General features: G+C 55.5%; 20 protein-coding genes and 1 pseudogene. 12 read left to right on the top strand and 9 right to left on the bottom strand.

Features of this window, described 5'->3' with window-relative positions; genetic code table 11:
* Window positions 1-157 precede the first annotated feature (157 nt).
* Complete coding sequence (locus tag OGW13_RS04230; protein WP_044257920.1) at window positions 158-736, bottom strand: TetR family transcriptional regulator; 579 nt, start codon at window positions 734-736, stop codon at window positions 158-160.
* A gap of 66 nt (window positions 737-802) precedes the next feature.
* Window positions 803-1,639, bottom strand: a complete 837-nt coding sequence (locus OGW13_RS04225; protein ID WP_161215637.1) for an IclR family transcriptional regulator domain-containing protein — start codon at window positions 1,637-1,639, stop codon at window positions 803-805.
* A gap of 195 nt (window positions 1,640-1,834) precedes the next feature.
* On the opposite strand from OGW13_RS04225, the gene OGW13_RS04220 reads away from it, so the two are divergent.
* The 8 genes from OGW13_RS04220 to OGW13_RS04185 all read left to right on the top strand — a co-directional run bounded on the left by OGW13_RS04220 (window position 1,835) and on the right by OGW13_RS04185 (window position 9,779).
* Window positions 1,835-2,986: a muconate cycloisomerase family protein gene (locus OGW13_RS04220; protein ID WP_225738875.1), complete on the top strand. Its 1,152-nt coding sequence runs from the start codon at window positions 1,835-1,837 to the stop codon at window positions 2,984-2,986.
* 12 nt (window positions 2,987-2,998) lie between these two features.
* A complete protein-coding gene (gene catC / locus OGW13_RS04215; protein ID WP_099434155.1) occupies window positions 2,999-3,289 on the top strand; it encodes a muconolactone Delta-isomerase in 291 nt (96 codons plus the stop codon).
* Window positions 3,290-3,354: 65 nt separating this feature from the next.
* On the top strand, window positions 3,355-4,281 hold the full coding sequence (gene catA / locus OGW13_RS04210; RefSeq protein WP_043000681.1) for a catechol 1,2-dioxygenase: 927 nt from the start codon (window positions 3,355-3,357) through the stop codon (window positions 4,279-4,281).
* Between the two features lie 122 nt (window positions 4,282-4,403).
* A complete protein-coding gene (locus tag OGW13_RS04205; RefSeq protein WP_287115738.1) occupies window positions 4,404-5,792 on the top strand; it encodes a Rieske 2Fe-2S domain-containing protein in 1,389 nt (462 codons plus the stop codon).
* The gene (gene benB, locus OGW13_RS04200) at window positions 5,786-6,271 is read left to right on the top strand and encodes a benzoate 1,2-dioxygenase small subunit (RefSeq protein WP_043000683.1); all 486 of its coding nucleotides are present in this window, start codon (window positions 5,786-5,788) and stop codon (window positions 6,269-6,271) included. Before OGW13_RS04205 ends, benB begins: the two co-directional genes overlap by 7 nt.
* A 9-nt stretch (window positions 6,272-6,280) precedes the next feature.
* Window positions 6,281-7,297 carry a benzoate 1,2-dioxygenase electron transfer component BenC gene (benC, locus tag OGW13_RS04195; RefSeq protein ID WP_044257928.1) on the top strand — a complete coding sequence of 339 codons (1,017 nt, stop codon included), beginning with the start codon at window positions 6,281-6,283 and terminating at the stop codon, window positions 7,295-7,297.
* A 9-nt stretch (window positions 7,298-7,306) separates the two neighbouring features.
* Complete coding sequence (locus tag OGW13_RS04190; protein WP_287115737.1) at window positions 7,307-8,080, top strand: 1,6-dihydroxycyclohexa-2,4-diene-1-carboxylate dehydrogenase; 774 nt, start codon at window positions 7,307-7,309, stop codon at window positions 8,078-8,080.
* A gap of 211 nt (window positions 8,081-8,291) precedes the next feature.
* Window positions 8,292-9,779 (top strand): MFS transporter, encoded by a 1,488-nt coding sequence (locus tag OGW13_RS04185; RefSeq protein WP_109740242.1) that lies wholly within the window; start codon window positions 8,292-8,294, stop codon window positions 9,777-9,779.
* A 1-nt stretch (window position 9,780) separates the two neighbouring features.
* Here the strand turns inward: OGW13_RS04185 and OGW13_RS04180 are convergent, their stop codons facing one another.
* The 3 genes from OGW13_RS04180 to yddG form a co-directional block, all read right to left on the bottom strand.
* Window positions 9,781-10,221, bottom strand: coding sequence for a GFA family protein (locus OGW13_RS04180; RefSeq protein WP_043000687.1), 441 nt, complete (start codon window positions 10,219-10,221; stop codon window positions 9,781-9,783).
* A gap of 87 nt (window positions 10,222-10,308) precedes the next feature.
* Window positions 10,309-11,385 (bottom strand): porin OmpC, encoded by a 1,077-nt coding sequence (gene ompC, locus OGW13_RS04175; RefSeq protein WP_044257932.1) that lies wholly within the window; start codon window positions 11,383-11,385, stop codon window positions 10,309-10,311.
* A 546-nt stretch (window positions 11,386-11,931) separates the two neighbouring features.
* Window positions 11,932-12,813, bottom strand: a complete 882-nt coding sequence (gene yddG, locus OGW13_RS04170; RefSeq protein WP_044257934.1) for an aromatic amino acid efflux DMT transporter YddG — start codon at window positions 12,811-12,813, stop codon at window positions 11,932-11,934.
* Window positions 12,814-13,048: 235 nt separating this feature from the next.
* Between yddG and fdnG the strand changes: the two genes are divergently transcribed.
* From fdnG to OGW13_RS04150, 4 genes are all read left to right on the top strand, one after another.
* A complete protein-coding gene (fdnG, locus tag OGW13_RS04165) occupies window positions 13,049-16,096 on the top strand; it encodes a formate dehydrogenase-N subunit alpha (RefSeq protein ID WP_090050117.1) in 3,048 nt (1,015 codons plus the stop codon).
* Window positions 16,097-16,109: 13 nt separating this feature from the next.
* Window positions 16,110-16,994: a formate dehydrogenase subunit beta gene (gene fdxH, locus OGW13_RS04160; protein ID WP_043000690.1), complete on the top strand. Its 885-nt coding sequence runs from the start codon at window positions 16,110-16,112 to the stop codon at window positions 16,992-16,994.
* The gene (gene fdnI / locus OGW13_RS04155; protein WP_043000691.1) at window positions 16,987-17,643 is read left to right on the top strand and encodes a formate dehydrogenase-N subunit gamma; all 657 of its coding nucleotides are present in this window, start codon (window positions 16,987-16,989) and stop codon (window positions 17,641-17,643) included. Before fdxH ends, fdnI begins: the two co-directional genes overlap by 8 nt.
* Window positions 17,644-17,769: 126 nt before the next feature.
* On the top strand, window positions 17,770-18,372 hold the full coding sequence (locus OGW13_RS04150) for an inorganic diphosphatase (protein ID WP_142765134.1): 603 nt from the start codon (window positions 17,770-17,772) through the stop codon (window positions 18,370-18,372).
* A 47-nt stretch (window positions 18,373-18,419) separates the two neighbouring features.
* Here the strand turns inward: OGW13_RS04150 and OGW13_RS04145 are convergent, their stop codons facing one another.
* The 4 genes and pseudogenes from OGW13_RS04145 to OGW13_RS04130 all read right to left on the bottom strand — a co-directional run bounded on the left by OGW13_RS04145 (window position 18,420) and on the right by OGW13_RS04130 (window position 23,029).
* Complete coding sequence (locus OGW13_RS04145; protein ID WP_287115736.1) at window positions 18,420-18,701, bottom strand: HigA family addiction module antitoxin; 282 nt, start codon at window positions 18,699-18,701, stop codon at window positions 18,420-18,422.
* Complete coding sequence (locus tag OGW13_RS04140) at window positions 18,701-18,979, bottom strand: type II toxin-antitoxin system RelE/ParE family toxin (protein ID WP_043000694.1); 279 nt, start codon at window positions 18,977-18,979, stop codon at window positions 18,701-18,703. The genes OGW13_RS04145 and OGW13_RS04140 overlap by 1 nt, the downstream gene beginning before the upstream one ends.
* 179 nt (window positions 18,980-19,158) lie before the next feature.
* A pseudogene (locus tag OGW13_RS04135) lies at window positions 19,159-20,028 on the bottom strand (ATP-binding cassette domain-containing protein); the annotation flags it as partial.
* A gap of 34 nt (window positions 20,029-20,062) precedes the next feature.
* Window positions 20,063-23,029 (bottom strand): Tn3-like element ISPa38 family transposase, encoded by a 2,967-nt coding sequence (locus tag OGW13_RS04130; RefSeq protein WP_015065644.1) that lies wholly within the window; start codon window positions 23,027-23,029, stop codon window positions 20,063-20,065.
* Between the last annotated feature and the right edge of the window lie 52 nt (window positions 23,030-23,081).

Below are 23,081 nucleotides of genomic sequence, written 5' to 3'. Positions count from 1 at the left end.
GCGCTATACGCCCTTTTTAGAATTTATTAATGCTTTTAGGAATATTGATGAAAGGATAGATAAGAATGCGCAACCACGCGGAGCGAAGGGGGAATAACAGGTTGCTTAAGTGTTACCAAATGTAAATAAAAAGTATAAGTGATTAACATTCATTCGTTCAGGAAAAAAGCTCCAGCTCAATCATGCGATCAAGATGGCGATCAAACGCCGGATCGGCCATCTCCTGAATGCCGAGAACGTACATGCCATCAAGGCCACAGACCAGTGCAATCAGGCGCCAGGCGATGTCGGCAGGGTCGGAGGCGAGGGTGAACTCTCCGGCGGCGAGTCCGCTTTCGATAATTGCGACCGTTTCCTCGTGCCACATGCGCATGGTGAGGAGATAAGCGCTTTTGATTTCCGGGTCTTTATCCGCAAGGATCTGCGCTTCGCGCCAGAGCTTAATGTAGGGCTCGAATCCGCGATCATCACTGCCCAGCGCGGCGTGCAGACGCGTGCGCCAGGTGGCATCTTCCGCGACCAGTTCCGCATCCAGCAAGGTGCGAATCAGACGAACAAAAGCCTGTGATTTCAGTTCGCCAGCGGAGGTGAAATGGTGGTGGACTTGCCCGGTGGCCACTTTTGCTTCTGTGGCTATCCGTCGGACGGTCATGGCCGAAAAACCGTCTTCGAGCGCCACGCGCATGGCGGCCTGCAATATCACTTCGCGACGCTCATCTTTGTTCAGATAGCTCATATCCCCTCCATTCTTTGCGGAGAGGCAGTGTATCAACAAGCTGGACAACCGTTCAATTGTTACACGCTACAACTGAAGCGAGAGTTCCATCGCGGAACGACGCAGGGGGGCCAGCGCTTTTTCCTTCAACGCGGCGGCGCTCATTGATGACGCCGGCACCCCGACATTGAGGGCCGCCACCACGTTGCCACTGCGGGAAAGCAGCGGAACGGCCAGGGAACAGAGTCCAACTTCGATCTGTCGGTCAGCCAGCGCGTAGCCCTGGATACGTACCCGGGCGATCTCTTCCCGCAGCGCCGTCAGGTCGCAAATCGTATGCGGGGTATAGCGGAGGAGCTGAGCGCGTGACAATGTCACCTCTAACTGTTCTTCGGGAAGCGCGCTAAGCAGCACGCGACCCATCGACGTGGCCCATGCGGGCAGACGGCTACCGCGTCCAATGTCGACGCTGAGCAGGTTATTCACCGCCGCGCGGGCGATATACAGTACGTTATCGCCATCAAGCGTGGCAGCAGAACAGGATTCGCCGAGTGATTTACCCAGATTATCCAGCGCGGCCTGCGCCACTTTTGCCAGCGGCGTACCGGCGAGATAGGCGTGACCCACGGCCAGTACGCGTGGCAGCAGTTCATAACTGCGGCCGTCGGGACTGTGCACCATGCCCAGTGCCGCCAGGGTATAGAGACAGCGACGCACAGCCGCACGGGAAATCTGCGTTTTCTGGCTGAGTTGTGAAATCGTCAGGCGCTGACGTTGAGGAGTAAACGCATTCAGGACTTCCAGACCCCGCGCCAGGGACAGCATAAAATTAGGGTCAGACTTAGCCGGCGGGCTATTGATAACTATCTGATTTTTATCGCTCATTGAGTCCTTCTCCTGTGCAACGCAAATCTTAAACCGCATCAACTATACCGCGCGAATGAACGCGAGCCCGGGAATATCCCCATTTTCCCACCGGGATCACACTATTAACCTCAACGTAACAATCACGCCGATAATCGCACAACATTTCGATTATCGCCGTTGACCACCTCCATAGCACACACCTATTGTCAAAAGCATCGTCACCGTGGGTTATCACCGGTGGCACGAAAAGTAATGATATTTATGCTCAGGAAGAAACGAATGACTGCGACCGTTGAACATATTGAAAGCTGGGTGGTTGATGTCCCGACGATTCGGCCTCACAAACTTTCCATGACCACGATGGGGTGTCAGACGCTGGTGATTGTCCGGATCACACGTTCAGACGGGATCTGCGGCATTGGCGAAGCCACTACTATTGGTGGTCTGAGCTATGGGGTGGAAAGTCCGGAGGCGATTCAGTCCGCGATTACGCACTATTTCACACCTCTGTTGAAAGGCCAGCCTGCCGGGAATCTGAATGCGCTGACGTCGCGTATTCGCAGTGCAATCAAAGGCAACACCTTTGCCAAATCGGCTATTGAAACCGCGCTGCTGGATGCCCAGGGAAAAGCGTTAGGACTGCCGGTTTCCGCACTGCTGGGCGGCGCGCTGAATACCGTCCTGCCGGTCTTATGGACGCTCGCCAGCGGCAACACGGACAACGATATTGCCGAGGGACAGCGGCTGCTGGATGCCGGGCGGCATCGGGCATTTAAGCTGAAGATCGGCGCCCGGGAGCTGGAAACCGACCTGCGTCATACCCGTGCCATTGTGGAAGCGCTGGGGGATCGCGCCAGCATCCGTGTTGACGTCAACCAGGCGTGGGATGCCACTTCAGCGGCAAAAGGATGCCGGGAACTGGCGGCCATGGGCGTTGACCTGATTGAGCAACCGGTGAGCGCCGAAGACAACAATGCGCTGGTACGCCTGAGTCATCGCAGTGACGCGGCAATCCTGGCGGATGAATCCGTTGCCAGCCATTTCGACGGTTATCGTCTGGCGCAGCAGGGGTTCAGCGGCGCCTATGCGCTGAAGATTGCCAAAGCCGGTGGACCGGCCAGCGTGCTGAAACTGGCGCACGTTGCACAGGCGGCAGGAATCGGACTGTACGGCGGCACGATGCTCGAAGGTACCGTGGGTACGGTGGCATCACTGCATGCATGGTCAACTCTGCCGTTGCAGTGGGGCACAGAGATGTTTGGCCCGCTGCTGTTAAAAGATGACATCGTCAGTCTTCCGCTCTCCTTCGCCGATGGTTGTGTCACGCTACCGCAAGCACCGGGACTGGGAGTCGAACTGGATGAGGAAAAACTGCAGTTTTATGCCCGCAAGCGTCGGGAATAACAGGAGAGACAAATGTTATTTAAAGTGGATATGACCGTGAATATTCCTTACGGAATGCCGGCGAATGAAATTGAAGAGATTAAATCACGGGAAAAAGCCTATTCCCAACAGTTACAACGAGACGGTAAATGGCGACATATCTGGCGCGTTGCAGGGCAGTACGCCAATGTCAGTATCTTTGATGTCGATGATGCCGAAGAATTACACCGGATATTAATGGCACTGCCGTTATATCCATTCATGGATATTCGTATCGAAGCGCTGTGCCGCCATCCATCGTCTATTCAGAATAACGACCGATAATATCAGTACCGCATGCCGGAAATGATCCGGCATAACCCTACAGACAATAATAAGCGAGACGCATTATGAGCCATTCTTTTATCCAACAAGATGACGTACAGAAATTATTGCGTGAAGGTGCCGGATTAAATGGGCCGGAAGGGAATGAACGTTTTAAATCGATTATTCATCGCCTGCTCGGTGATATTTGTACCCTTATTGATGATTATAATGTCACGCAGGAAGAATTCTGGCATGCGGTGAATTATCTGCATGAACTGGGCGGACGTCAGGAAGCGGCCCTGCTTGCTGCCGGTCTGGGTCTGGAACACTTCCTCGATCTGCGCCAGGAAGCGATCGAATCCCGCCAGTCATCAGAGACCGGTACCCCGCGTACCATCGAAGGGCCATTGTATGTGGCTAACGCACCGCTGGCTGATGGCTATGCCCGGATGGATGACGGCAAAGATGCTGGCGAAGTGATGTGGTTGCACGGTCAGGTCAAGGACGTACACGGACAACCGGTGGCCGGGGCGATTGTCGATATCTGGCATGCCAACACGCTGGGCAATTACTCTTTCTTCGATCAGAGCCAGAGCGACTACAACCTGCGCCGTCGCATTCGTACCGACGCTGAAGGGCGCTACAGCGTGCGCAGTATTCTGCCTTCGGGTTACGGTTGCCCGCCGGACGGCCCGACGCAGAAATTGCTCAATCAACTGGGCCGCCACGGCAACCGCCCGGCGCACATCCACTTCTTTGTCTCTGCGCCGGGCTTTAAGCACCTGACCAGTCAGATCAACCTGAACGGTGACCAGTATCTGTGGGATGATTTCGCCTTCGCTACCCGTGATGGTCTGATTGCCGACCCGGTGAAAATCAGCGATCCGGCGTTGATTCAGCAACGCGACCTTGCCGGTGAACATACAGAAGTCTGTTTCGACTTTACGCTGTGCGCGGCGCAACGTGCTGAAGAAGAGCAACGAATTACCCGACTGCGCGCTCAGGAATAATACGCGACGCCTGTCTGACCCATATCGTTTTATACCCTACATAATTTGAGCGCAGCCAACACAACTGCCACTTGAAGTATGACGGGTATATACATCCTGAATTATGCAGGAGGGATACACTCATGCAAAAAACGCTCTCGGCATTAAAAGATAAAATCACGCAGGCTCTGATTGTGGATCGTGATAATCATATTTATCGTTGCCATCGTTCGATATTTACCGATGAGCAGTTATTTAATCTGGAACTCAAACATATCTTCGAAGGGAACTGGGTATTTCTGGCGCATGAAAGTCAGGTCCCGGAACCCGGTGATTATTTTACGCTGACCCTGGGACGTCAACCGGTCATTATTACCCGCGATAAAAAGAACGAACTGCATGCGCTTATTAATAGCTGTGCACATCGTGGCGCGATGTTATGTCGACGAAAGACGGGAAACAAAAACTCCTTTACCTGTCCGTTTCACGGCTGGACCTTCAGTAATAACGGCAAACTGTTGAAGGCGAAAGATGAAAGTACCGGTGGTTATCCGGAGACATTCAGGCATGACGGGTCGCACGATCTGAAATCGCTTCCGCGCTTTGCCTCATATCGCGGATTTCTGTTCGGTAGTCTGAGTGAAGATGTGCTGCCGCTGGAAACCTACCTCGGCGAGACCAGCAAAATTATCGATCTGATGGTCGATCAGGCTCCCGAGGGGCTGGAAGTCCTGAAAGGTTCGTCCAGCTATGTCTATGAAGGCAACTGGAAACTGGGGGCGGAAAACGGGGCCGACGGCTATCACGTCAGCGTGGTGCACTGGAATTATGCCTCAACCATGTCGCGCCGTAATTACGAAGCGGAAGGCACGCGGGCGGTGGATGCCAACGGCTGGTCTAAGAGTCTCGGCGGTGGCTACGGGTTTGAACACGGTCATATGCTGCTGTGGACGCGGGCGATGAACCCTGAAGTCCGCCCGGTTTACGATCATCGTGAGCGGTTAAAGGCGGAATTTGGTGAAAATCGCGCCGACCAGATGGTCAATGAGACACGGAATTTGTGTCTCTATCCCAACGTGTACCTGATGGATCAGTTTTCCACGCAGATTCGCGTGATTCGCCCCATCGCGGTCGATAAAACCGAAGTGACGATCTGGTGCTTTGCGCCTAAAGGCGAATCTGACCAGGCTCGCGCGCTACGCATTCGCCAGTATGAGGATTTCTTTAACGTCAGTGGGATGGGAACCCCCGACGATCTGGAAGAGTTCAGCGCCTGCCAGCGCGGCTATCTGGGAGAAAATCTGGCGTGGAGCGATCTCAGTCGCGGCGCGCTGCACTGGGTAGATGGTCCGGATGAACATGCGCAACAGGCAGGATTCAGACCGCTGTTGAGTGGTGTGAAGTCCGAAGATGAGGCGCTCTACATCGCTCATCATCATCACTGGCAAAACGTGATGCTCGCGGCGGTGGAAAAAGAACAGCAGCAATATGAACAGTCGATTACGCAACGCGTGGAGGTGGGCGGATGTTAACGCTTGAACAGGTTCGCCAGTTTCTCTACTACGAAGCGCGGTTGCTGGACGATCGCCAGTGGGACGCGTGGCTCAACTGCTATAGCCCGAAGGTAGTCTTCTGGATGCCCGCCTGGGGCGATGATGATAAAACCACCCGCGACCCACAGCGGGAGATTTCGCTTATCTATTATCCCAACCGGGACGGACTGGAAGATCGGGTGTACCGCATCAAAACCGAACGTTCCGGCGCCAGCACCCCGGAGCCGCGTACCACGCATATGATCAGCAACGTCGAACTGCTGGGCGAGAAAGAAGGCGGCATCGAGGTGCGCTACAACTGGGTCACTTACAGCCACCGTTATCAGCATACCGATGCCTACTTCGGCACCACACACTGCACGCTGGTTGAACAGGACGGCCAGCCGCAAATCACGCGGAAAACCGTGCGACTCAATAACGACTATATCCGTCAGGTGATTGACGTTTACCATATTTAAGAGGTGCTTATGAGTTTTACAATTGCCCTCAATTTTGAGGACGGCATCACCCGTTTTATTCAATGCAACGCCGGTGAAAAGGTACTGGATGCCGCTTACCGGCAGAAGGTGAACCTGCCGATGGATTGCTCCGACGGCGTTTGCGGCACCTGTAAATGCCACTGCGCCAGCGGCGATTACGCGCTGGGAGAGGACTTTCTGGAAGAGGCGCTGAGCGAGGATGAAGCCACTGCACGACAGGTGCTGACCTGCCAGATGATCCCCGCCAGCGACTGTGTCATTGACGTGCCGGTCGCAGCGGCACAGTGTAAAACCAGCATCACGACGACGCATGCAGATGTGCTGGCGATCAATGCGCTCTCGGACACCGCGATTGAACTGGTCGTACGCCCGGATACCGCGCTCCATTTTCTCTCCGGGCAGTACATCAACATTCAGGTTCCGGGGACGACGCAGCAGCGTGCCTACTCATTCAGTTCGCTGCCGGGCAGTAACGAAGGACGCTTTCTGATCCGTAATGTGCCCGGTGGGTTGATGAGTCAGTGGCTGACCCAGCGCGGACAACCCGGTGATACCGTTACGCTTAGCGGTCCGATGGGCAGTTTTTATCTGCGCCACGGCGAACGCCCGGTGTTGATGCTGGCTGGCGGTACCGGACTGGCCCCGATGCTGTCCATGCTGGAAACGCTCGCTGCGCAGGGGAGCCAGCGTCAGATCTCGTTACTGTATGGCGTGACCTATGATGTCGACCTGGTCAAAACCGACGCGCTGGACGCCTTTCAGCAGAAACTGGCTGACTTCCGCTGGTTACCGGTTGTCGCTGACGCGCAAAGTGGTTGTCCACAGCGCGGGTTTGTCACCGATCATCTTAGCGAGGCGATGCTCAATCAGGGCGATGTGGATATTTATCTTTGTGGTCCGCCGCCGATGGTCAATGCCATCACCACGGCGTTACGCGAGCGGGGCATTACGCCAGCCGGATTCTGGTACGAAAAATTTATCGCCAGCCAGAGTGCGGCGGCGTAAGGAGCCTCTATGCGATTTAACGATAAAGTTGTGGCTATTACCGGCGCGGCGCAGGGAATTGGTCGCCAGACCGCTATTCAGGCCTCGCAAGAAGGGGCGCGGCTGTTGCTTATCGATCGTTCCCGCCATGTCCATGAACTGGCGGCAACGCTGGCGTCGGGTGGGTGTCAGGTGCTGGCGCTGGAAGCGGACCTGGAACAATGGGAAAGCACCGAACAGGTTTTTGCCGCAGGCGTCGCGCATTTTGGACAACTGGACGTGCTGGTCAATAACGTCGGCGGGACTATCTGGGCCCGACCGTTTGCCGAATACCAGCCGGATCAGATTGATAAAGAGATCCGTCGTTCGCTGTTTCCGACGCTGTGGGGCTGCCGCGCAGCGCTCCCGTGGATGCTGAAACAGGGGCGCGGCAGTATTGTGAATATCTCTTCTGTTGCCACAGGCGGGGTAAACCGCGTGCCATATTCAGCCGCGAAGGGCGGCGTCAACGCGCTAACACGATCGATTGCAATGGAATACAGCGGCTGCGGTATTCGCATCAATGCGGTGGCACCCGGAGGGACCGACGCCCCGGCGCGTCTCATTCCGCGTAATGACGAAACGCCGTCCGCCCAGGAGCAGGCGTGGTATCAGCAGGTGATTGATCAGACCATCGACAGCAGTCTGATGCACCGCTATGGAACGCTGGCGGAGCAGGCGAATGCGATCCTGTTCCTCGCCAGCGATGACGCCAGCTATATTACCGGCGTCATCTTACCGGTTGCCGGAGGCGATCTCGGCTGATGTTGTTCTGCCCGTAAGCCGACACGGGAGGTCGGCTTGCTGTTTTATTCCGCTGGATTGCCATCATTCACCGACGTCAAAATCATTCACAGATTCAATAACCCTCATCTTCGATAATCACGTAGCTGAGCAAAAAGTTGGACATATGTTCAATTTTCCGTAGGATCGTGGAAGCTGGACATGTGTCCAGTTTGTATTTACAGGGAGCTTTATGTTTCGTCAGTGGTTAACGTTAGTGATTATTGTGCTGGTCTACATTCCTGTTGCGATTGATGCAACGGTGCTGCACGTTGCCGCACCCACGCTGAGTATGACGCTGGGTGCCAGTGGCAACGAGCTGTTGTGGATCATTGATATTTACTCGCTGGTGATGGCAGGGATGGTACTGCCGATGGGCGCGCTCGGCGATCGCATCGGCTTTAAGCGCCTGCTGATCCTCGGCGGGACGTTGTTCGGTCTCGCGTCACTGGCTGCCGCCTTTGCCCACACCGCCAGCTGGCTGATCGCCACTCGGGCCATTCTGGCAATTGGCGCGGCGATGATCGTACCGGCGACGCTGGCCGGGATCCGCGCCACCTTCTCGCAAGCACGCCATCGCAACATGGCGCTTGGCGTCTGGGCGGCAGTGGGGTCTGGCGGGGCGGCATTCGGCCCGCTGGTCGGCGGCATGTTGCTTGAGCACTTCTATTGGGGCTCAGTGTTCTTAATCAATGTGCCGATTGTACTTGTTGTGGTGGCGCTCACTGCGCGCTATGTTCCGCGTCAGGCCGGACGTCGCGATCAGTCGCTCAATCTGGGACATGCCATTATGCTGATTGTCGCGATCTTGCTGCTGGTTTACAGCGCGAAAACGGCGCTGAAAGGGCACATAGCCACCGGCGTTATCGCGCTGGCGCTGGTGAGCGGCGCACTGTTGCTGGCGCAGTTTGTCCGCATTCAGCTGGCGGCGAGTCGTCCCATGATTGATATGCGCCTGTTCACCCATCGTATTATCTTAAGCGGCGTGGTGATGGCGATGACAGCGATGATTACACTGGTCGGTTTTGAGCTGTTAATGGCGCAGGAATTGCAGTTTGTTCATGGCTTAACGCCGTATCAGGCTGGATTGTTTATGCTGCCAGTGATGCTGGCCAGTGGGTTTAGCGGCCCGATTGCCGGGATGCTGGTATCACGACTGGGGCTGCGGAAAGTGGCAACCGGTGGAATGGCGCTAAGCGCATTGAGTTTCTATGGCCTGGCGGCAACGGATTTCAGTACCCAGCAAATTCAGGCCTGGATGTTAATGGCGCTACTGGGATTCAGTGCCGCCAGCGCGCTGTTGGCCTCAACGGCGGCGATCATGGCGGCGGCGCCAGCCGAGAAAGCGGCAGCGGCCGGGGCGATCGAAACGATGGCCTATGAGCTGGGGGCGGGGCTGGGAATTGCTGTCTTTGGTCTGTTGCTCAGCCGCAGTTTCTCTGCGTCGATTGCTCTTCCTGACGGTCTGAACGCCGGAGAAATGGAACGTGCCTCGTCTTCAATGGGTGAAGCGGTACAACTGGCGCAGTCGCTTCCCTCGGCATTGGCGGATCCTGTTCTGCTGGCCGCGAAGCAGGCTTTTACCTGGTCGCATAGCGTGGCATTAAGCAGCGCCGGGAGCATGCTGATTTTGCTGGCAGTCGGCATGTGGTTCAGTCTGGCGAAGGCCGCACGCGAGTAACTCAGTAGGTGAACTGGCAGCGGTTGTCCAGTTCTTCCACTTCCTTGCCGCTCAGACGAGCGTACTGACCTGTGAGCCGCCAGAATGCGGGTTGCGTTTCGGTATAAATCTCAGCGGCGAGGATCAGACGACGACGATCGACCTCGTTAAATTCGAGCAACGTCCAGGGAATGAAGTAGCGCTCAGTGTCGGTCAACTTGATCCACAACGGACATCCACAGCCGGAACAAAAATACCGTTCCCCGCGTGGCGACGATGCAAAATGCGCCGGGTCGGATGCATCGGCATCCATCATCGGCTGCCCACAGGCTTCCAGATACATCGCGATCCCACCGGACCATTTCTGGCAAATCGTACAGTGACAGGCGTAGACATCGAGGGATTCGAGGTCGACGGTGAAATGGCTCTGCCCGCAGAGACAACGTCCTGTATAGGTTTGCACGGCATTCTCCTTATGACCGATTCGATTTCGGGGGAAAAAAAACCAGCCCATCGTGGGCTGGCTTTTGTACAGCTCAATTCTAAAAAATTAGAACTGATAGGTCAGGCCAACGGCAACGATGTCGTCAGTGCCTACACCAGCAGCACGAGTAAAGTTGCTTTCGTCGATCAGGTTGATTTTGTAATCAACATAAGTAGACATGTTTTTGTTGAAGTAGTAGGTTGCGCCAACATCAACGTATTCAACCAGATCCTGGTCGCCCCATGCACCCAGGTCTTTACCTTTGGATTTCAGGTAAGCCAGGGACGGACGCAGACCGAAGTCGAACTGATACTGAGCAACAACTTCAAAGTTCTGAGTTTTGTTCGCGATGTGATCATCACCGAACGGCGTCATGTTACGAGTTTCAGAGTAGGTAGTTGCCAGGTAGATGTTGTTTGCATCATATTTCAGGCCAGCAGCCCACACTTCAGCGTTGTCGCCGGAAGCATTCAGGCTGTTGTTACCGTAAGCAACCTGGTCATCAGTACGGTCAGATTTCGCATAAGCGGCGCTTGCTGCAAAACCTTCGTACTCATAGCTGGTGGACAGACCGAAGCCGTCACCGTTCGCTTTAACTTCGTCGCCACGATCGTTTTTACCCTGATACTGCAGGGCAAAGTTCCAGCCTTCAACCAGACCGAAGAAGTCGGTGTTACGGTAGGTTGCAACGCCAGTGGTACGGGCAGTCATGAAGTTGTCAGTCTGGGTCCAGGTGTCACCACCGAACTCAGGCAGAACGTCGGTCCATGCGCCAACGTCGTAAGCAACGCCATAGTTACGGCCGTAATCGAAAGAGCCGAACTCAGCAAATTTCAGACCAGCAAACGCCAGACGAGTTTTGTTGCCTTTGTTGCCATTCGCTTCGTCGTTGTTGCCTTTGAATTCATATTCCCACTGGCCGAAACCGGTCAGCTGATCGTTAATCTGCGTTTCACCTTTGAAACCCAGACGTGCATAAGTTTTGTCGCCATCATCGCCGTCATTGTCGGAGAAGTAGTGCAGAGCGGTAACTTTACCGTACAGATCCAGTTTGTTGCCGTCTTTGTTATACACTTCTGCCGCATTCACGACGCCTGCTGCCAACAGGCTAGTCACTGCCACTGCAACTAATTTAAGTTTCATTGTTAACAATCCTTATAATTTTCTTGGTGTGATTCCTGAACCATTGTCGATCGAATCATTTAATCAATGGCAAGCTATTTTTAAATTACGCAGCAGTATCAATTCAATAATAAGTTTCATGTAATTGCAGATTATTTCCATTTGTGTGATCCAGATCACCTTAAGTCAAATCTGAGTCGCAGATATTCTTAGAAATTACCTTTCATGCAATATTTTCACAGGGGACTATATACGCGGAATTGGTTATTAATTGAGTTAGTTAACAATGTGTACTATATACGGGTTAATAATTGTCAAACAATGTAACCCACTGATTTATTAGCGCCTTGTTAGCATAAATTTAACATAAAGTTAAAGAGTTAACGCTCTTACTAAAGATGAAATAAATAAATCCGATTCCATTGATTAATACAGTTATGGTTGAGTGGTCAGAAAAATCAAATAAGAATTTTCTAACAAAAGATGAATATCCTAAAAATAAACGAGTGACAATTTGTCGTGCGAAGGTGAAGTCCGGGCCAGAAAGCGTACCAACCCGGTAGAGTGTTATGCGCGGCGTGTGGCCCACCAGCAGAGCAGAGAACCGATGCAGACCATAATGGCTCCCTGCCAGAAAGAGAACGATAGCGGGGCGCTCAGCAGCACGGCTGCCAGCGCAGATGACAGCACCGGAGTGAAATACGAACCAACCGCCATGATGGTGACATTCCCGTGCAAAATTCCCACGTTCCAGGCCGCATAGGCAAAGCCCAATGTCAGGGCGGCAGAGACCAGTTTTATCACCACCGGTGTACTGAACACCATTTCAGGTTGCGGCGTCAGAAAATAGTGGACCCACAAACTGAGTGCGGTCAGTAAAACAAAAACCGTGATGCCATTAAATCCACGCGCATATTTATTGGTTACGGTACAGTAGGTCGCCCAGATAAATGCCCCAAGAAAGGCGAGAAAATAGCTCAATGGACTGCTGGTGATATTGCTGATAATTTCCCCTGGATTCAGACCATTTTCGCCCCCCAGCACCCAACAAATACCGGTTATCGCGAGCAGTAATCCAGGAACGATTATCCAGCTGGTTTTTTGACCATTAAACAGAATCGCGAATAAAATAGTCAGACTTGGCCATAAATAATTAACCATACCGACCTCAATCGCCTGATGACGTGTGGCGGCATAGCCCAACGATAACGCCAGACATATTTCATAACTGACAAACAGCACGCTACCGGCGATTAAATAACCAACAGGAAAACGACGGATAGTGGGAAATCCCACGGTAAATATCAGTAACAGTCCACTTAATGAATAAATTGCCGCCGCACCGCCGACTGGCCCAAGTCCTTCACTGACGCCGCGAATCAGACCTACCATGGTGCTCCACAGCACAATGGCTATAAGTCCAATCAGCGTTGCTTTTTGTTTCGTCATTCCGTTTGCCGTTTCCCATGCCTTATCTAAAAAGAAGTCGAAATATATAGCACTTTTTTAGCGAAATTATCCAGGTGAATCCGAAGAGGGGTTACCACCTTAGTGGTATATAAAACCGACAATTGGGGCTATTTAGTAGCGGAACCGTTTCGTTATTGATTTGACTCAAAAAAAATATGGGTATTGCTGTTAGTTTCCTCGGCGACATGACAACTCTGGAAAAAGAGGGAAAGCAATGAACGTCAGCCGCAGAAAGTTTTTTAAAATCTGCGCGGGCGGTATGGCTGGAACAACGGTTGCTGCGCTGGGATTTACGCCCAAAATGGCACTGGCTCAATCGCGAAATTATAAACTGTTGCGCGCGAAAGAGATCCGAAACACCTGCACATACTGTTCCGTAGGTTGCGGGCTATTAATGTATAGCCTGGGAGATGGAGCAAAAAACGCCAAAGAAGCGCTTTATCATATCGAAGGGGATCCGGATCATCCGGTCAGCCGTGGCGCATTGTGTCCGAAGGGCGCCGGTCTGCTGGATTACATTCATAGCGAAAACCGTCTGCGCTACCCGGAATACCGTGCACCCGGCTCCGACAAATGGCAACGCATTAGCTGGGATGAAGCACTGACCCGCATTGCAAAACTGATGAAAGCCGACCGCGACGCCAACTTTATCGAGAAAAATGAACAGGGCGTAACGGTAAACCGCTGGCTTTCCACGGGGATGCTCTGCGCCTCCGCCGCCAGTAATGAAACCGGCATGCTGACGCAAAAATTTGTGCGCTCACTCGGCATGCTGGCAGTAGACAACCAGGCGCGCGTCTGACACGGACCAACGGTAGCAAGTCTTGCTCCAACATTTGGTCGCGGTGCGATGACCAACCACTGGGTTGATATCAAAAACGCCAACGTCGTGATGGTGATGGGCGGTAACGCCGCTGAAGCCCATCCAGTGGGTTTCCGCTGGGCGATGGAAGCGAAGAACAACAATGACGCCACGCTGATTGTTGTCGATCCCCGTTTTACCCGTACCGCCTCGGTTGCGGATATTTATGCGCCGATTCGCTCCGGCACGGACATTACGTTCCTGTCCGGTGTGCTGCGGTATCTGATTGAAAATAACAAAATTAACGCCGAATACGTCAGGCATTACACCAACGCCAGCCTGCTGGTGCGGGATGATTTTACCTTTGATGACGGTTTATTCAGCGGTTATGACGCGAAAAAGCGGCAGTACGATAAGTCGTCCTGGAACTACCAGTTCGATGAAAACGGCTATGCCAAACGCGATGACACTCTGTCGCATCCGCGCTGTGTATGGAATTTGCTGAAACAGCACGTTTCCCGCTATACGCCGGACGTCGTCGAGAACATCTGCGGGACGCCGAAGGCTGACTTCCTGAAAGTGTGTGACGTGCTGGCCTCCACCAGTGCGGCGGATCGTACAACCACGTTCCTGTATGCGCTGGGCTGGACCCAACATACGGTCGGGGCGCAGAACATCCGCACGATGGCGATGATCCAACTGTTGCTCGGCAACATGGGGATGGCCGGCGGCGGCGTGAACGCCCTGCGTGGTCACTCCAATATTCAGGGGCTGACTGACCTCGGACTGCTTTCCACCAGTTTGCCTGGCTATCTGACGCTGCCGTCGGAAAAGCAGAGCGACTGGCAGACCTGGCTGAACGCCAACACGCCGAAAGCCACGCTGGCGGATCAGGTGAACTACTGGAGCAACTATCCGAAGTTTGCCGTCAGCCTGATGAAAGCGTTCTACGGCGATGATGCGCAGAAAGAGAATGACTGGGGCTTTGACTGGTTGCCGAAATGGGATCAGGCCTACGACGTCATTAAATACTTCAACATGATGGATAGCGGGAAAGTCACCGGCTACATCTGTCAGGGCTTCAACCCGGTTGCGTCCTTCCCGGACAAAAACAAAGTGGTTCGCAGCCTGAGCAAGCTGAAGTACATGGTGGTGATCGATCCGCTGGTGACTGAAACCTCAACCTTCTGGCAGAACCACGGCGAGTCGAACGATGTCGATCCGGCGTCCATTCAGACGGAAGTGTTCCGCCTGCCATCCACCTGTTTTGCTGAAGAAGATGGCTCCATTGCCAACTCCGGGCGTTGGCTACAGTGGCACTGGAAAGGTCAGGATGCACCGGGTGAAGCGCGTAACGACGGTGAAATTCTGGCCGGGCTTTTCCATCGTCTGCGCGAAATGTATCGCACAGAAGGCGGTAAAGGTGTGGAACCGCTGCTGAAAATGCGCTGGGACTACAAACAGCCGGATCACCCAGAGTCAGAAGAAGTGGCGAAAGAGAACAACGGCTACGCGTTAGCCGATCTCTATGACGCCAACGGCGTGCTGATTGCGAAGAAAGGGCAACTGCTCACCAGCTTCGCGCAACTGCGTGATGATGGTACGACCTCGTCTTCCTGCTGGATCTACACCGGTAGCTGGACGGAGAAGGGCAACCAGATGGCCAACCGCGATAATGCCGACCCATCAGGGCTGGGCAACACGTTGGGTTGGGCATGGGCATGGCCGCTGAACCGTCGCGTGCTGTATAACCGCGCTTCAGCGGATATCAACGGTAAGCCGTGGGATGCGAAACGCATGCTGATCCAGTGGGACGGGGCGAAATGGACGGGTAACGATATCCCGGACTTCAACACCGCGCCTCCGGGCAGCGCAACCGGCCCGTTTATCATGCAGCCCGAAGGACTGGGGCGCTTGTTTGCCCTTGATAAACTGGCGGAAGGCCCGTTCCCTGAACACTACGAACCAATGGAAACGCCGCTGGGTACTAACCCGCTGCATCCGAACGTGGTGTCCAGTCCGGTCGTGCGCATCTATGAAGATGACGTCTTGCGCTTAGGGAAGAAGGACGCGTTCCCGTATGTCGGAACGACCTATCGTCTGACCGAACACTTCCACACCTGGACCAAGCACGCGCTGTTGAACGCTATCGCGCAGCCGGAACAGTTTGTGGAGATCAGCGAAACGCTGGCCGCCGCCAAAGGCATTGGCAACGGTGACTACGTGAAGGTAAGCAGCAAGCGCGGATTCATTCGTGCGGTTGCGGTGGTGACACGTCGTCTGCGTACGCTGCACGTCAACGGTCAGGAGGTTGAAACCGTCGGGATCCCGCTGCACTGGGGCTTTGAAGGGGTGGCGCGTAAAGGCTATATCGCCAACACCCTGACGCCAAACGTCGGTGACTCAAACTCGCAAACGCCGGAGTACAAAGCGTTTTTAGTTAACATCGAGAAGGCGTAAGGGGGGCGAGCATATGTCTTTGGAAACGCAGGACATCATCAAACGGTCCGCAACAAACACGATTACGCCGCCACCGCAGGCGCGTGATTACAAAGCCGAGGTCGCCAAGCTCATTGACGTCTCCTCCTGTGTGGGCTGCAAAGCCTGCCAGGTGGCCTGCTCTGAGTGGAACGATATCCGTGACGAGGTAGGACATTGTGTCGGGGTGTACGACAACCCCGCCGATCTCAGCGCCAAGTCCTGGACGGTGATGCGTTTTAGCGAAACCGAACAGAACGGCAAACTGGAATGGCTGATTCGTAAAGACGGCTGCATGCACTGTGAAGATCCGGGCTGCCTGAAGGCCTGCCCGTCTGCAGGTGCAATCATCCAGTATGCCAACGGGATTGTCGATTTTCAGTCCGAGCACTGCATTGGCTGCGGCTACTGCATCGCCGGGTGTCCGTTTAATATTCCGCGCCTTAATAAAGAGGACAACCGCGTCTATAAATGTACACTCTGCGTCGATCGCGTCAGCGTGGGTCAGGAACCGGCCTGTGTCAAAACCTGTCCGACCGGGGCGATTCATTTCGGCACCAAACAAGAGATGCTGGAAATGGGCGAGCAGCGCGTCGCGAAGCTAAAAGCGCGCGGCTACGAACATGCTGGTGTCTATAACCCTCAGGGCGTTGGCGGTACGCATGTGATGTATGTCCTGCATCACGCGGATCAGCCGGAGCTCTACCACGGTTTACCGAACGAGCCGAAAGTCGACACCTCTATCAATCTGTGGAAAGGGGCGCTGAAGCCACTGGCGGCCGCCGGATTTATCGCCACCTTTGCCGGGCTGATCTATCACTACATCGGTATAGGTCCGAACAAAGAAGTGGACGATGACGAGGAGGACCATCATGAGTAAATCGAAAATGATTGTGCGCACGAAGTTCATTGATCGCGCCTGTCACTGGACGGTGGTGATTTGCTTCTTCCTGGTCGCGCTGTCGGGGATTTCATTTTTCTTCCCGACGCTGCAATGGCTGACGCAAACCTTCGGTACGCCGCAGATGGGACGCATTTTGCACCCGTTCTTTGGCGTGGCGATCTTTATCGCGCTGATGTTCATGTTTGTCCGCTTCGTTCACCACAACATCCCGGACAAGAAAGACATACCGTGGCTGAAAAACATTGTCGAAGTGCTGAAAGGCAACGAACACAAAGTGGCGGATGTCGGCAAATATAACGCCGGACAGAAGATGATGTTCTGGTCGATCATGAGCATGATTTTTGTGCTGCTGGTGACCGGCGTGATTATCTGGCGTCCGTATTTCGCGCAGTATTTCCCGATGCAGGTGGTGCGTTACAGCCTGCTGATCCACGCAGCGGCAGGGATCATTTTGATCCACGCCATCCTCATTCATATGTACATGGCATTCTGGGTGAAAGGATCGATTAAAGGGATGGTTGAAGGGAAGGTGAGTCGCCGCTGGGCGAAGAAGCACCACCCGCGCTGGTACCGTGATATCGAGAAAGCAGAAGCGAAAAAAGAGAGTGAAGAAGGGCTAAACTAATTCCTTTTTCAGCAGATGAAGGCGCTACGCAGGTAGCGCCTTTTTTTTGTCATAAAAACGTCATGATCCTGTCATCGGCTAAACGTAACGTGTTGTCTTCACAAATAACCGAAGAGTTAACCAACAATGCATCTGGTCAAAAAATTGCTCGCTGTGAGCGTACTTTTTTCCGCGTCAGTTCAGGCGCAGAACATTCTCGAATTCCCACAGCCGGAGAACAATCCGGAAGAATTTTACGCCGTGACGGAAATCCCGGCAGGCGGGATCATTAAATATGAAACCGACGCCAATACCGGCTTTATCGTTGCAGACCGCTTTCAGTCGATGCCGGTGGCCTATCCGGCAAACTACGGTTCGCTGACCCAGTCGCTGGCAGGTGATGGCGATCCACTGGATGTGATTTTCTATACCCGCGCGCCGATGGCTCCGGGTACGCTGATCAAACTGCGTGCGATTGGCGTACTGAAAATGATTGATGGCGGCGAGAAGGATGACAAAATTGTGGCGGTTCCCGCCAGCAAAATTGATCCTACGTATGACAATATCAAGGAACTGGCCGACCTGCCGAAAATCGAAGTTCAGCGCCTGGAATCGTTCTTCCGCGTCTACAAAGAATTACCGGAAGGACGCAAGAAAGTGGAGCTGAACGGCTTTAACGACGCGGCGACCGCAAAGCAGGAAATCAAACAGGCATGGGACGCCTGGAAAGCGAAAAAACCACAGCAATAAGCGATTTTGCCGGACGGGGTTTACCCGTCCGGCTGTCAACGCGATTACTACACCGCCAGACGGCGCAGACGGGACACGTCCACGCTTTTTTGCGCTTGTGCCAGACTCCAGGTATTTTGCAGATTTAGCCACATCTCCGGGGAGCTGCCGATCACCACCGAGAGTTTGATCGCCATTTCCGGGGTGAGTGCCGCTTTGCCCGTGAGTAACCGGCTGGCGGTTGAGGGCGCAATCTCCATTGCTCTGGCAAATTCACGCAAACTGACGTTCAGTTCGTCCAGCGCTTCCTGAATGATATCCCCTGGGCGGGGATGATTCGCCATTTTCATCAGTGATAATCCTCGTAATCCAGAATATACGCATCGCCATTGACAAATTCGAACGTCATACGCCAGTTGCCTGAAACCGATATTGACCAGACGCCATCACGATCGCCGCTCAGAGGATGCAGCCGATAACCGGGCATGTTGATATCGTTCACGCAGCCTGCGGCGTCAATCACGGCGAGGCGGTGTCGCAAACGTTTGACGTGCTTTGCCAGCACGCCTGACGTTTTACCGTGAAGAAACAGGTCGCGTAATCCCTTGTGCCTGAAATTCATGATCATCCTTTTCACCTCGTTCCTTCATGAGGAACATTAGCATTGTGTTCCGTTCGGCGCAACAATTTTCGCCATCGCGTGTGCGATTGTGTGGCGAAATGAACAAAGAGAAAAGGAGAGGGGATGAATACTGGAAAGCGCCACGCAAATTGCCCGGCAAACCTCACGTTGCCGGGCATTGAGGGTTAAAGACGCGCGGTGATGTCGTCTATCTCTTTACGCCACTGAGCCTGCAACTGCGGTTTCTGGTGTCTCGGTTTTCGCGCCAGTTCCTCAGCCAGACGCTGTTCGAGTACGACCAGTTTTTCCAGCAGTTGCTCCTCATCAACCAGCTCCGCGACCAGTGAAGCATTATCCTCCAACACCGCTGGTAAGTGTTCTGTTGCGGACTGTCGGATACGGGCATTGATGGCGTCGACATCGTGCCATTCGCTGAGCTCGCCGTCGTCAACAAACCAAAACCGATTACAGCTCTGGCTGATGAGTTGCCGATCGTGACTGACCAGCAGCACGCCGCCTTCAAAGGTTTGCAGGGTCTGTGCCAGCGCCTCTTTACCTTCCATATCCAGATGGTTGGTCGGTTCATCCAGCATCAGCAGGCTATAGCGCGCCAGCGACAGACCGACAAACAGCAGACGAGAGCGCTCGCCACCGCTTAACGTACTGACCGATTGCGCGTGGCGTATCCACGGGAATCCCGCGCTAATTAGCGCCATTTTACGGATATCCGGCTGCGGGGCGAACGGTTCCAGGGCGTCAAACAGCGACGCGTCATCCGGTAATTGATGCAGCGTTTGATCGTAGTAGCCCAGCGTCACGCGAGGGTGGAGGCGCAGCGAATCTGATTCCTGTTCGGTCTGATAATGTTGCCAGATCAGTTTTAACAGCGACGATTTACCGCAACCGTTGCGCCCGACGATCGCCACCCGATCGCCGCTCTTCAAACGGATGCCCGCAATGGTAAACAGCGTCGGCGCCTCCGGGGCAGGCGTGACCGACAACTGAGACAGTTCCAGCAGACGGTCTGCCCGCAGCGCGTCTCCGCGCAATGTTAGTGGGGTCGTCTCAGAAAACGGAAAATAAAGCACGCTAAGCCGGTTGCAGCGGCCGTAGCGGCCTGAACTTGCCCGCGCCGATCTTGGCGCTGCTGCGCCAGAGGTAATCGCCGGTCAGGTTGATGTGCTCCCAGCCGAGCGGCGACAGGTACTGCAACAGGCCGTCATCGACGGCTTGACCGTGGCCACGCAAGGCGTTCGCGGCCCGCTCCAGATAGACCGTGTTCCATAGCACGATGGCCGCCGTCACCAGGTTGAGGCCGCTGGCCCGGTAGCGCTGCTGCTCGAAGCTGCGGTCGCGGATTTCCCCCAGGCGGTTGAAGAACACGGCGCGGGCCAGCGCGTTGCGCGCCTCGCCTTTGTTCAGCCCGGCATGCACGCGGCGGCGCAGCTCGACGCTTTGCAGCCAGTCCAGGATGAACAGTGTGCGCTCGATGCGTCCCAGCTCACGCAGGGCGACGGCCAGGCCGTTCTGGCGCGGGTAGCTGCCAAGCTTCCTGAGCATCAGCGAGGCCGTCGCCGTGCCCTGCTTGATCGAGGTGGCCATCCGCAGGATTTCATCCCAATGGGCGCGGACGTGCTTGATGTTGAGCGTGCCGCCGATCATCGGTTTCAACGCCTCGTAGGTGGCATCGCCCTTCGGGATGTAGAGCTTGGTGTCGCCCAGGTCACGAATGCGCGGGGCGAAGCGGAAGCCCAGCAGGTGCATCAACGCGAAGACGTGGTCCGTGAACCCTGCCGTGTCGGTGTAGTGCTCCTCGATCCGCAGGTCGGATTCGTGATACAGCAGGCCGTCGAGCACGTAGGTCGAGTCGCGCACGCCGACGTTCACGACCTTGGTGTGGAACGGCGCGTACTGGTCGGAGATATGGGTGTAGAACGTCCGCCCTGGGCTGCTGCCGTATTTCGGATTGATGTGGCCGGTGCTCTCGGCCTTGCTGCCGGTGCGGAAGTTCTGGCCGTCCGACGATGACGTGGTGCCGTCGCCCCAATGCCCGGCGAAGGGATGTCGGAACTGCGCGTTGACCAGCTCGGCCAGTGCCGCCCCGTAGGTTTCGTCGCGGATGTGCCAGGCTTGCAGCCAGGCCAGCTTGGCGTAGGTCGTGCCGGGGCACGATTCCGCCATCTTGGTCAGGCCCAGGTTGATCGCGTCGGCGAGGATCGTGGTCAGCAACAGGTTTTTGTCCTTGGCCAGGTCGCCTGACTTCAGGTGGGCGAAGTGCCGGGTGAAGCCCGTCCATTCGTCTACCTCCAGCAGCAATTCGGTGATCTTGACGTGCGGTAGGATCATCGCCGTCTGGTCGATCAGGGCCTGTGCGGTATCGGGCACCGCCGCATCGAGCGGCGTGATCTTCAGGCCCGACTCCGTGATGATGGCGTCCGGCAGCTCGTTGGCCAGCGCCATGCGGTTGACGGTGGCGAGCTGCGTTTCCAGCAGCGTCAGCCGGTCATGCAGGTACTGGTCGCAATCGGTGGCCACGGCCAGCGGCAATTCGCTGGCCTGCTTGAGGCTGGCGAATTTCGCGGGCGGCACCAGGTAGTCCTCGAAGTCCTTGAACTGGCGCGAGCCTTGCACCCAGATGTCGCCGGAGCGCAGCGCGTTCTTCAGCTCCGACAGCGCGCACAGTTCGTAGTAGCGCCGGTCGATGCCGGTGTCGGTCATCACCAGCTTCTGCCAGCGCGGCTTGATGAACTCGGTCGGCGCGTCGGTGGGCACCTTGCGGGCGTTGTCGCTGTTCATGCTGCGCAGCACCTCGATGGCGTCGAGTACGTCCTTGGCGGCGGGCGCGGCCCGCAACTTGAGCACGTCGAGAAATTCCGGCGCGTAGCGGCGCAGCGTGGCGTAGCTCTCGCCGATGCGGTGCAGGAAATCGAAGTCCTCGGGTTGCGCGAGCCGCTGCGCTTCGGTGACGCTCTCGGCGAAAGCATCCCAGGACATGACGGCCTCGATGGCGGCGAACGGATCGCGGCCCGCTTGCTTGGCCTCGATCAGCGCCTGGCCGATGCGCCCGAACAGCCGCACCTTGGCATTGATCGCCTTGCCGGATGCCTGGAACTGCTGCTGATGCTTGTTCTTGGCGGCATTGAACAGCTTGCCCAGGATGCGGTCATGCAGGTCGATGATTTCGTCGGTGACGGTGGCCATGCCCTCGATGGCGAGCGCCACCAGGGTCGCGTAACGCCGCTGCGGCTCGAACTTCGCCAGGTCGGCGGGCGTCATCTGGCCGCCCTCGCGGGCGATCTTGAGCAGCCGGTTCTGGTGAACCAGCCGCTCGATGCCGGAGGGCAGGTCGAGCGCCTGCCACGCCTTGAGGCGTTCGATGTGTTCCAGCATGTGCCGCGAGTTCGGTTTGACCGGGGATTGCCGCAGCCAGGCCAGCCACGTCGTCTTGCCGTTGTCGCGGCGCTTGAGCAGATCGTCGAGGCGACGGCGATGCACGTCCGTCAGCGGCTCAGCCAAGGCGTCGTAGAGACGCCGGTTGGCGCGGGTAATCGCTTCGGCGCTCGCCCGCTCGACGGCGTTGAGGGCGGGCACAATGACCGACTGCCGCCGCAGGTGCTCGATCAAGGCTCTGGCCAGCACGATGCCCTTGTCGGTTTGCATGGCCAGCTCGGTCAGCAACTGGACAGCCTGCCGGTAGTGGCCAATCGTGAACGGCTGGAAGCCGAACACCGTTTGCAGCTCGACCAGGTGCTCGCGTCGGGTCTGCTCACGCTGCCCGTACTCGTCCCAGCTTTCGATGCCGACCTTGAGCTGGTTGGCGACCAGTCTCAGCAATGGCGGGAACGGTGGCTCATCAGCGCCAAGGATGACGCCGGGAAAGCGCAGGTAGCAGAGCTGCACCGCGAAGCCCAGCCGATTGGCCGGGCCGCGCCGCTGCCGGATGATGGAGAGGTCGCTTTCGCTGAACGTGTAGTGACGGATCAACTCATCCTTGGTGTCCGGCAACGCCAGCAGGCTTTCGCGCTCGGCGGCGGAGAGGATCGAACGGCGGGGCATGCGGTTTCCTTCTTCTTGAAAACGTAGGTTTGTGACAAGCCCGCCAAGGCAA

Source organism: Citrobacter sp. Ca225 (assembly GCF_030337175.1).
GTDB lineage: Bacteria > Pseudomonadota > Gammaproteobacteria > Enterobacterales > Enterobacteriaceae > Citrobacter_A > Citrobacter_A amalonaticus.
The sequence above is the reverse complement of the archived record's forward strand: the minus strand, read 5'-3'. Positions and strand labels throughout refer to the sequence as shown.

Excerpts from the sequence above, each read along its gene's own strand:
- OGW13_RS04230 (WP_044257920.1), bottom strand. The coding sequence starts at position 736 with ATGAGCTATCTGAACAAAGATGAGCGTCGCGAAGTGATATTGCAGGCC.
- OGW13_RS04225 (WP_161215637.1), bottom strand. The coding sequence starts at position 1,639 with ATGCGGTTTAAGATTTGCGTTGCACAGGAGAAGGACTCAATGAGCGAT.
- OGW13_RS04220 (WP_225738875.1), top strand. The coding sequence starts at position 1,835 with ATGATATTTATGCTCAGGAAGAAACGAATGACTGCGACCGTTGAACAT.
- catC (WP_099434155.1), top strand. The coding sequence starts at position 2,999 with ATGTTATTTAAAGTGGATATGACCGTGAATATTCCTTACGGAATGCCG.
- catA (WP_043000681.1), top strand. The coding sequence starts at position 3,355 with ATGAGCCATTCTTTTATCCAACAAGATGACGTACAGAAATTATTGCGT.
- OGW13_RS04205 (WP_287115738.1), top strand. The coding sequence starts at position 4,404 with ATGCAAAAAACGCTCTCGGCATTAAAAGATAAAATCACGCAGGCTCTG.
- benB (WP_043000683.1), top strand. The coding sequence starts at position 5,786 with ATGTTAACGCTTGAACAGGTTCGCCAGTTTCTCTACTACGAAGCGCGG.
- benC (WP_044257928.1), top strand. The coding sequence starts at position 6,281 with ATGAGTTTTACAATTGCCCTCAATTTTGAGGACGGCATCACCCGTTTT.
- OGW13_RS04190 (WP_287115737.1), top strand. The coding sequence starts at position 7,307 with ATGCGATTTAACGATAAAGTTGTGGCTATTACCGGCGCGGCGCAGGGA.
- OGW13_RS04185 (WP_109740242.1), top strand. The coding sequence starts at position 8,292 with ATGTTTCGTCAGTGGTTAACGTTAGTGATTATTGTGCTGGTCTACATT.
- ompC (WP_044257932.1), bottom strand. The coding sequence starts at position 11,385 with ATGAAACTTAAATTAGTTGCAGTGGCAGTGACTAGCCTGTTGGCAGCA.
- yddG (WP_044257934.1), bottom strand. The coding sequence starts at position 12,813 with ATGACGAAACAAAAAGCAACGCTGATTGGACTTATAGCCATTGTGCTG.
- fdxH (WP_043000690.1), top strand. The coding sequence starts at position 16,110 with ATGTCTTTGGAAACGCAGGACATCATCAAACGGTCCGCAACAAACACG.
- fdnI (WP_043000691.1), top strand. The coding sequence starts at position 16,987 with ATGAGTAAATCGAAAATGATTGTGCGCACGAAGTTCATTGATCGCGCC.
- OGW13_RS04150 (WP_142765134.1), top strand. The coding sequence starts at position 17,770 with ATGCATCTGGTCAAAAAATTGCTCGCTGTGAGCGTACTTTTTTCCGCG.
- OGW13_RS04145 (WP_287115736.1), bottom strand. The coding sequence starts at position 18,701 with ATGAAAATGGCGAATCATCCCCGCCCAGGGGATATCATTCAGGAAGCG.
- OGW13_RS04140 (WP_043000694.1), bottom strand. The coding sequence starts at position 18,979 with ATGATCATGAATTTCAGGCACAAGGGATTACGCGACCTGTTTCTTCAC.
- OGW13_RS04130 (WP_015065644.1), bottom strand. The coding sequence starts at position 23,029 with ATGCCCCGCCGTTCGATCCTCTCCGCCGCCGAGCGCGAAAGCCTGCTG.